Annotated in this window: 1 protein-coding gene; it reads left to right on the top strand. The window is 47.0% G+C overall.

Going from position 1 to position 2,162, the window contains the following annotated elements; translation table 11 throughout:
- On the top strand, positions 1–1,966 hold a 1,966-nt coding region (locus tag L6773_RS21135), incomplete at its 5' end, for a HEAT repeat domain-containing protein (protein ID WP_237856662.1).
- Positions 1,967–2,162 lie beyond the last annotated feature (196 nt).

Here is a 2,162-nt window from a genome sequence, read left to right as displayed (position 1 = left end):
GTATACTCACGGATTTCGTAATATTTATGATGTGGCAATTGACCCCTATATGAATATTTTTACCCGCGGGAATACCAATGACGGAAAAAATTGGAATGTGCGATTTTCTCATCACATCCAAACTGGTCAATACGGGTATACAACTCTTTTTATGAATTTTACTGAAGAGATAATCCCGGCCTTGGTCGATGTAGGGGGTGGTTCCGGAGCGGGTGCTCTTTATATGGACGATGATCGATGGCCTGCGCAGTATAATCATGTACCTTTAATGGCTGATTGGGGAAGAAATATTCTTTTTATGCATCATGTGAATCCGGCAAACGGAAGCTTTGAGCAGGAAGAACAGGAGTTTGTCGAATTACCCCAGATTACCGACCTGGATATAGATGCGTCTGGTACGCTTTATATGTCTGCCTGGGATGGTGCGGGCTTTAGGGGGGATTCCGCTCGAGGCTACATCGTACGGGCGGTCCCCGAAGGATTTGAGGTATCTGATTTTCCCAATCTGCAAAATGTCTCGCTCGAGGAACTGGGGCAATACCTGCAATCTGAAAGTGCCAAAGCCCGGCAATATGCTCAATATGAGCTGCTTCAAAGACCTGCGGCCGATGCTGCTGAAGTTGCGTGGCAAATTGCTAGTAACAATCAGGTACCCCTCGATATTCGTGTAGCAGGAATCTTTACCTATTCGCAAATTGCCGGTGAAAATGGAATTGACAATTTGGTAGAATTAACCGGTGATGACACGGTACAGGAATTTGCCCTGAGGGCTCTCGCAGACCGTAAGGAGTATGTTGATAAGGTTCCTGCCGAGCCGTTCCTTACGGCCCTGAATGATAGCTCCGATCGTGTAAAAATTGCGGCCATTGTCGGATTGGGCCGTATGGGCCGCCCGGAGGCAACCCAAGCGCTACTGGATATTCCAATTCCTCCTTCATTTGAGTCTCCTGCCCCGAGAACAGAGGGACCCCATGCCTCTCCCAATCCAGCCATAATCCCGGCACACGTGGCTGTTAAAGCTCTTGTTGATATTGGAGATACAGAACAAATTCTCGATGCTGTGGAGTCAGAGCAAAATGAACTCGCCTTATGGGCGCTGCGATATATTCACCAGCAACAAGTGCCCGAAAGACTCATAACCATATACCAGGATTCTGACGACGCTGAATTCAGGAACCAGATTCTTCATAACCTGGCCCGCATTTACCACCAGGAAGCTCCGTATGACGGTTCGTGGTGGTGGAGTACCCGGCCCGATAATCATGGTCCGTATTACCGGGCTATAGAATGGGGAGCAACCCCACTCATCCGTGATTTCCTGCTGAATGTATGGCGTCAAAGCTCAGTTGAAGAGGAACAACTATTTGCTCACCTTAACAGCAAGTATCGATTGGAAATATCAGAATTTGGAGTAACAGAATCCCCGGAAGAACCGGTTGTAGAGGAACAAGAAGTTGATTTTGAAGAACTTGCCAGCCGGGAGGGGCAGGTCGGAGAGGCTTCGATTGAGGATGTTATGCTGGCATTGGAAAGCCTGAGTGAAGATAGGGAGGTTAATGAGGAGCGGGGACGAGAACTGTTTGTAGAACTGGCCTGCTCTGCATGCCACAGCATCGATCCGCAAGAAACTCCCAAGGGCCCTTACCTGGGACAAATAGGCGGCATCATGACCCGTGACCAAATTGCCGAAGCCATACTCGAACCCAATGCTTCTATATCCCAGGGATTTGCTACTGTGCAAATTCAAACAGAAGATGGCGTCAGCTATATAGGGTTTGTAACAGAGGAATCGGCGGATGAACTTGTAATACGGAACATTGCCGGTCAGGCAACCACGATTGAACAAGCCAGTATCACTTCACGCAAAGAGCTGGAATCTTCAATCATGCCGGCGGGACTCGTTAATTCGCTTTCCTATGATGACTTTACTACACTGGTGAACTATCTTGCGGGACAAGTGGAATAGATTTAAAAGAATACTATAAGATTAACTATCCAGCAGTTAGCGATTAATATAATGCCAAATAAAAATGTAAAGTAACTTCCATCATGAAAAATCTCTTATTTACTTTTGCTTGTACACTACTTTTGATTCTAGCAGGAATAGGTCCCGTGACAGCCCAGGATCAGGAAAATGGAGAATGGATTGACCTGTTTAACGG

The organism is Rhodohalobacter sulfatireducens, assembly GCF_022012475.1.
GTDB lineage: Bacteria > Bacteroidota > Rhodothermia > Balneolales > Balneolaceae > Rhodohalobacter > Rhodohalobacter sulfatireducens.
The sequence above is the reverse complement of the archived record's forward strand: the minus strand, read 5'-3'. Positions and strand labels throughout refer to the sequence as shown.